The following is a 6,697-nucleotide window of genomic DNA, read 5'->3' as shown; positions in this document are numbered from 1 at the left end:
CTAACTGATTCTTTTGGAGAGGCGTTGTTTTTGGGGAAACCCGCAGCCAGGCAGAGAACCACAACAACTGCTTTGAAGCAGAAGCCAGAACTGGTTGGATCACCGCGATCATCACAGCACAGCGACCAAAGCAATCCGTTTGCTCTTGCTCCCGAATAGGGAGCCACCCCCGAACCCAGGTTTGGTGGACAGGGCACTCAACAAAAACAAGAAGCCCGACAAAAAATAAAAACAGAGCACGCAACTACTTCTTGGGGAGCTTCGGCTCCCCTTGTAGTTTCCGGCTTTTGTCCTGCCGCTTGCGCCGACCGGCGCTGCCTCCTACACCATCCCTCGACTAAATGCTAGAATCCCCGCCCATCATGCGGTCGTTCTTCGTATATGGCCGAAAATCCCTTCAAACAGTGCATCCCATGCTGAAGAAGCTGTTCAAGTCTTTGAATACTCCCGCGCGTCACCCGCAGCACCGGCGCACCACGCCCGAAGTGCTCAATGCTGGTCAACACTCGCTGCAACGCAGCCAGTTCAGCCGCCACGCCGTGGGCATCGTCGAGCGCCTGCAGAGCGCGGGTTATCAGGCCTATCTGGTAGGCGGTTGCGTACGTGACCTCATGCTGGGCATCGTGCCCAAGGATTTCGATGTCGCCACCAGCGCCACGCCCGAGCAGGTCCGTGCCGAGTTCCGCAACGCGCGCGTGATCGGCCGGCGCTTCAAGCTCGTACACATCCATTTCGGCCGCGAGATCATCGAAGTCGCAACCTTCCGTGCCAATCATCCGGAAGAAGATGACGAACAGGATGTCCATCGCTCCTCGAGCAGCGAAAGCGGGCGCATCCTGCGCGACAACGTCTACGGCACCCTGGAAGACGACGCCCAGCGCCGCGACCTGACCATCAATGCCTTGTACTACGATCCGGTCAGCGAACGGATCCTGGACTACGCCAATGGCGTGCACGATGTGCGCAACCGCCTGATTCGCCTGATCGGCGATCCGACCCAGCGCTATCAGGAAGATCCGGTGCGGATGCTGCGCGCCGTGCGCTTCGCCGCCAAGCTGGACTTCGGCATCGAGAAGCACACCGCTGCGCCGATTCGCGAACTGGCGCCGATGCTGCGCGAGATACCCTCGGCACGCCTGTTCGAGGAGGTGCTCAAGCTGTTCCTGTCCGGCTACGCGGCCGATACCTTCGAGATGCTGGTCGATCTGCAACTGTTCGACTCGCTGTTCCCGGCCACCACTCAGGCTCTGGAAGACACGCCGACCTACACGCACACGCTGATCAGCGAGGCGCTGCGCAACACCGACCTGCGCATCAAGCAAGGCAAGCCGGTCACCCCAGCCTTCCTGTTCGCCGCCCTGCTCTGGCCGGCGCTGCCGGCGCGTGTGCTGCGCCTGCAAAGCCGCGGCATGCCACCGATCCCGGCGATGCAGGAGGCAGCGCACGAGCTGATTGCCGAACAGTGCCAACGCGTCGCCATTCCCAAACGTTTCACCATTCCGATCCGCGAGATCTGGGACATGCAGGAACGCCTGCCGCGGCGCAGTGGCAAGCGCGCCGACCTGTTGCTCGACAATCCACGTTTCCGCGCCGGCTACGATTTTCTGCTGCTGCGCGAAAAGGCCGGCGAAGAAACCGACGGCCTGGGCGAATGGTGGACCGACTATCAGGACTGCAACGACAGTGAACGCCGCGACATGATCGCCGACCTGGGTGGCAAGGACGAGTCAGGCGCGCCACGCAAGCGTCGTCGTACCGGCGCCAAACGCAGCAAGCGTGGCGAGGCCGACGAATAAGCATGGTGCGGGTACACATCGGTCTGGGCAGCAATCTGGACAGCCCGCAACGGCAACTGCGTGATGCCCTGCAGGCCATGGCTGGGCTGCCGAATACCCGACTGGTCGAAACTTCATCGTTCTATACCAGCGACTCACTGCTGCCCGGCCAGCCTCGCTACACCAATGCCGTGGCGGCGCTGGACACCGAGCTGGCTCCACTGACGCTGCTCGAGGCGCTACAGGCGATCGAGAGCGAACAAGGCCGTGAGCGTGGCGAGCGCTGGGGGCCGCGCACCCTGGATCTGGACATCATCACCTACGCCGATCGGGTGATCGACGAGCCTCGCCTCAAGGTGCCGCACTACCATCTGCACGCGCGCGCGTTCGTGCTGTATCCATTGGCCGAGTTGGTTGACGAGGGCTTCATGCTGGCGGACGGCCGCAGCCTGCGCGCGCTTCTGGCTGCCTGCCCGTTTGTGGGGCTGGAGAAGCTGTAGCGCCGGTGAGGCCTCTTCGCGGGCAAAGGGCTCGCCGCCCGCCCCGCTCCCACAAAGAACGTGTTGGATTGGGCTTCCGGACCTGTGGGAGTGGGCTCTGCCCGCGAAGAGGCCCTAAACCCAATTGACTTCCCCGGTCGTGCTCACGACTATAGGCGGCCCGTTGCACCCTGAGGTGCCAAACGGCGCGAAACCAACGTTTATGCGTGGGTTTCCAAACATCACGACAGATGATGTTGTGTCGACACAGCGCCAGTCCGAGGATTTTTTTCATGCCCGAAATCACCCTGACCACCCTGCAGAGCCTCAAGCTCAAGGGTGAAAAGATCACCATGCTGACCTGCTACGACGCAACGTTCGCCCACGCCGCCTGTGCGGCGGGTGTCGAAGTGTTGCTCGTGGGCGATTCGCTGGGCATGGTTTTGCAGGGGCATGACAGCACATTGCCCGTGACCGTTGCCGACATGGCCTACCATGTGGGCAGCGTTAAACGTGGCAACCAAGGCGCGTTCATCGTGGCCGACCTGCCTTTCATGGCCTATGCCACCAGCGAGCAAACGCTGGCCAACAGCGCTTTGCTGATGCAGGCCGGGGCACACATGGTCAAGCTCGAAGGGGCTGCCTGGCTCGCCGAGCCGGTCCGCCTGCTCGCCGAGCGGGGTGTTCCCGCGTGTGTCCACCTGGGCCTGACCCCACAATCGGTCAACCTGCTCGGCGGCTACAAGGTGCAGGGACGCCAGGATATCCAGGCACGCCAGATGCGTGCCGATGCCATCGCCCTGGAACAGGCCGGCGCGGCCATGCTGCTGCTCGAGTGCGTGCCTGTCGAACTGGCAGCCGACATTGCCCAGGCGGTGAAGATTCCGGTCATCGGCATCGGCGCCGGCAGCGCCGTGGATGGCCAGGTGCTGGTGCTGCACGACATGCTCGGGCTGTCGTTGAGCGGCCGCGTGCCACGCTTCGTGAAAAACTTCATGACCGGGCAGAGCGATATTCAAGGCGCCCTGCGCGCCTATGTGAACGCCGTCAAGGCGATTGATTTTCCTGCACCTGAACATGGATTCGCCTCATGAACACCGTCAAGACCGTCCGTGAACTGCGCGCCGCCGTGGCCCGCGCCCGTGGCGAAGGCAAGCGTATCGGCTTGGTGCCGACCATGGGCAACCTGCACAGCGGCCATGCGGCGCTGGTCGCCAAGGCCACCCAGCGTGTCGATTTCGTGGTGGCCAGTATCTTCGTCAACCCGTTGCAGTTCGGACCCAGCGAAGATCTGGACAAATACCCGCGTACGCTGGCTGCCGATCAGGAGCGGCTGGTGCAAGCGGGCTGCAGCCTACTGTTCGCACCTTCGGCTGCCGAGATGTACCCCGACGGCATGGCCGGGCAAACCCGTGTGAGCGTTCCGCAACTGTCCGAAGGTCTGTGCGGTACCAGCCGTCCCGGCCACTTCGAAGGCGTGGCGACGGTGGTCAGCAAGCTGTTCAACATGGTCCAGCCGGATCTGGCCGTCTTTGGTCAGAAGGACTATCAGCAACTGGCGGTCATTCGGGCGCTGGTGCGCGATCTCAACATGCCGATCCAGATCATCGGTGAGCCGACCGTGCGTGCCGAAGACGGCCTGGCGCTGTCGTCGCGCAATGGTTATCTGAGCGAAGAACAACGTGCCCAGGCACCGTTGCTGTACCAGGTGCTCAGTCAGGTGGCGGCACAGATCAGCCAGGGTCGTCGCGACTATCCGCTGCTGCTGGACCAGGCCAGGCAGGTCATTGCCCAAGCGGGCTTCGTGCCCGAGTACCTGGAAGTACGCCACGCACTGACCCTGCGGCCGGCCACTGCCGATGACCGCGATCTGGTCATTCTGGTCGCGGCTAACCTGGGTACCACGCGATTGATCGACAACCTGCACCTGGACCTCGATCACGACCCTCAGCACGGCTGAGCCACGACGGCTCGAAAGTCGTTCACGCATCGTCCACTAGGCGCAGACAGAACGCGCGCGGCGGTTTAAGGTGGTGCAGCGTCCGAACCGTGCATTGGCAGCCGATCAGCGGCCCCGCAATGACCCTGGCCGCCTGTTGGATCTTTTGATGCAACAGGCACGCAACCGGCCGAGCGTTCCAATGTCCAAAGGCAGTTCAAGAAAAAGGAAATTTGCAGCGATGGCGTACTACCGAACCCCGCACGACGTGACTACCCTGCCCGCTTGGCAGGCGCTAACCCAGCACCGCGCTGCCATGCAAGACTTCAGCATGCGCGATGCCTTCAACGCCGACCCTCAGCGTTTCGAGCATTTCTCCCTGAGCGCCTGCGGCCTGTTCCTCGACTATTCGAAAAACCTGATCGACACGCAGACCCGCGACCTGCTGGTAGAGCTGGCCAACGAAGTGGATCTGCAAGGCGCCATCAAGGCTATGTTCGCCGGCGAGCTGCTCAATGCTTCCGAAGGTCGCCCGGCTCTGCACACCGCGCTGCGCCGTCCGGTAGGCGACAAGCTCAACGTCAATGGCGTCAACGTGATGCCGGACGTGCACAAGGTTCTCAACCAGATCACCGAGCTGGTCACGCGCATCCATGATGGCCTGTGGCGCGGCTATACCGAGAAGCCGATCACCGACGTGGTGAACATCGGTATCGGCGGCTCCTTCCTCGGCCCTGAGCTGGTCTCCGAAGCCCTCTTGCCGTACGCGCAGAAAGGCGTGCGCTGTCACTACCTGGCCAACATCGACGGCAGCGAATTCCACGAGCTGTCGGCCAAGCTGCGTGCCGAGACGACCCTGTTCATCGTTTCCTCCAAGTCGTTCAGCACCCTGGAAACCTTGAAGAACGCCCAGGCCGCGCGGGGCTGGTACCTGGCACAGGGTGGTTCGGAAGCCGAGCTGTACCGTCACTTCATCGCCGTGTCGAGCAACAATGCCGCCGCTGTGGAGTTCGGTATCCGCGAGGAAAACATCTTCCCGATGTGGGACTGGGTGGGTGGGCGCTATTCGCTGTGGTCGGCCATCGGTTTGCCGATCGCCATGTCGATCGGCATGGCCAACTTCAAGGAGCTGTTGTCGGGCGCCTACACCATGGACCAGCATTTCCAGTCGGCACCGTTCGAACAGAACATGCCGGTGCTGCTGGCCCTGCTGGGCGTGTGGTACGGCAACTTCTGGGATGCCAAGAGCCACGCGATCCTGCCGTACGACCACTACCTGCGCAACATCACCAAGCACTTGCAGCAATTGGATATGGAATCCAACGGCAAGAGCGTACGCCAGGACGGCACGCCGGTGAATATCGATACCGGCCCGGTCATCTGGGGCGGCGTCGGCTGCAACGGTCAGCATGCGTATCACCAGCTGCTGCATCAAGGCACTCACATGATCCCGGCCGACTTCATCGTCCCGGTGGTCAGCTTCAACCCGGTTGCCGACCACCATCAGTGGCTGTTCGCCAACTGCCTATCGCAGAGCCAGGCGCTGATGCTGGGCAAGAGCCGCAGCGAGTCGGAAGCCGAACTGCGCGAACGCGGCATGGCCGAGGAAGACGTGCAGAAGCTGGCGCCGCACAAGGTCATTCCCGGCAACCGTCCGAGCAACACCCTGGTGGTCGAGCGCATCAGCCCACGTCGCCTGGGCGCGCTGGTTGCAATGTATGAGCACAAAGTGTTCGTGCAGAGCGTGCTGTGGGGCATCAATGCCTTCGATCAGTGGGGCGTGGAACTGGGCAAGGAACTGGGCAAGGGTGTCTACCAGCGTCTGATCGGTGAAAACGAAACGACTGCCGAGGATGCCTCGACCCAAGGCTTGATCAACTACTTCCGCGGCCGTCACCGCGGCTGACCCTCACTCGGTCGCGACGCTGCTGGCCAGCGCCGCGACCGTGCGATCCCTCGCGGCACCGGGCAATTGAGGTAGAATTGCCACCCTCCTTTTTTCGTCAGGCGCCGTGCATGCCCGCTTTGATCCAGGCGCTGCGCGCCGCCCTCGACGCTCGTTCGTCATTGCTCGACTCATTGCATGAACAGGGTACCGATTGCTATCGACTGTTCCACGGCAGCCAGGAAGGGGCCAGTGGCCTGACCGTCGACCGCTATGGCGCACAGTTGCTGGTGCAAAGCTTCCACCAGACGCTGGAGCGCGAAGACCTGTTGGCCGTGCACGGTGCGGTCGAGCAGCATCTGCAGACGCCGCTACTGCTGGTGTACAACGACCGGTCACGGGGCAATTCGCGGATCGATCGGGAAGACTCGGTGTATCGCGCCGAAGACGCCGCACTGGTCGACCTGGTTGGACGTGAATGGGGCCTGAACTATCGCGTGCGTGGCCGTCATCCTGGCCAGGACCCGTTGCTGTTTCTCGACCTGCGCAATGCGCGTGGCTGGGTCAAGCAGCACAGTGCCGGCAAAAGCGTGTTGAACCTGTTCGCCTACACCTGCGG

The 6,697-nt window shown here is 62.4% G+C and carries 6 protein-coding genes; all 6 read left to right on the top strand.

Annotation, left to right across the window (positions count from 1 at the left end; genetic code table 11):
* The first annotated feature begins 413 nt into the window (after positions 1-413).
* The gene (locus tag B2V21_RS00515) at positions 414-1,796 is read left to right on the top strand and encodes a polynucleotide adenylyltransferase PcnB (protein WP_049858681.1); all 1,383 of its coding nucleotides are present in this window, start codon (positions 414-416) and stop codon (positions 1,794-1,796) included.
* Between the two features lie 2 nt (positions 1,797-1,798).
* The gene (gene folK / locus B2V21_RS00510) at positions 1,799-2,275 is read left to right on the top strand and encodes a 2-amino-4-hydroxy-6-hydroxymethyldihydropteridine diphosphokinase (RefSeq protein ID WP_286915716.1); all 477 of its coding nucleotides are present in this window, start codon (positions 1,799-1,801) and stop codon (positions 2,273-2,275) included.
* Positions 2,276-2,547: 272 nt separating this feature from the next.
* Positions 2,548-3,348 (top strand): 3-methyl-2-oxobutanoate hydroxymethyltransferase, encoded by an 801-nt coding sequence (gene panB, locus B2V21_RS00505; protein ID WP_286915715.1) that lies wholly within the window; start codon positions 2,548-2,550, stop codon positions 3,346-3,348.
* Complete coding sequence (gene panC / locus B2V21_RS00500) at positions 3,345-4,214, top strand: pantoate--beta-alanine ligase (protein WP_056845247.1); 870 nt, start codon at positions 3,345-3,347, stop codon at positions 4,212-4,214. The genes panB and panC overlap by 4 nt, the downstream gene beginning before the upstream one ends.
* A gap of 220 nt (positions 4,215-4,434) precedes the next feature.
* Complete coding sequence (gene pgi, locus B2V21_RS00495; protein WP_090356231.1) at positions 4,435-6,099, top strand: glucose-6-phosphate isomerase; 1,665 nt, start codon at positions 4,435-4,437, stop codon at positions 6,097-6,099.
* A 110-nt stretch (positions 6,100-6,209) separates the two neighbouring features.
* On the top strand, positions 6,210-6,697 hold a 488-nt coding region (locus tag B2V21_RS00490), incomplete at its 3' end, for a class I SAM-dependent methyltransferase (protein ID WP_286915714.1).

Source organism: Pseudomonas sp. UBA6276, assembly GCF_002438365.1.
Lineage (GTDB): Bacteria > Pseudomonadota > Gammaproteobacteria > Pseudomonadales > Pseudomonadaceae > Aquipseudomonas > Aquipseudomonas coleopterorum.
This window is presented reverse-complemented; position numbering and strand designations above follow the sequence as displayed.

Excerpts from the sequence above, each read along its gene's own strand:
- panB (WP_286915715.1), top strand. The coding sequence starts at position 2,548 with ATGCCCGAAATCACCCTGACCACCCTGCAGAGCCTCAAGCTCAAGGGT.
- B2V21_RS00515 (WP_049858681.1), top strand. The coding sequence starts at position 414 with ATGCTGAAGAAGCTGTTCAAGTCTTTGAATACTCCCGCGCGTCACCCG.
- pgi (WP_090356231.1), top strand. The coding sequence starts at position 4,435 with ATGGCGTACTACCGAACCCCGCACGACGTGACTACCCTGCCCGCTTGG.
- panC (WP_056845247.1), top strand. The coding sequence starts at position 3,345 with ATGAACACCGTCAAGACCGTCCGTGAACTGCGCGCCGCCGTGGCCCGC.
- folK (WP_286915716.1), top strand. The coding sequence starts at position 1,799 with ATGGTGCGGGTACACATCGGTCTGGGCAGCAATCTGGACAGCCCGCAA.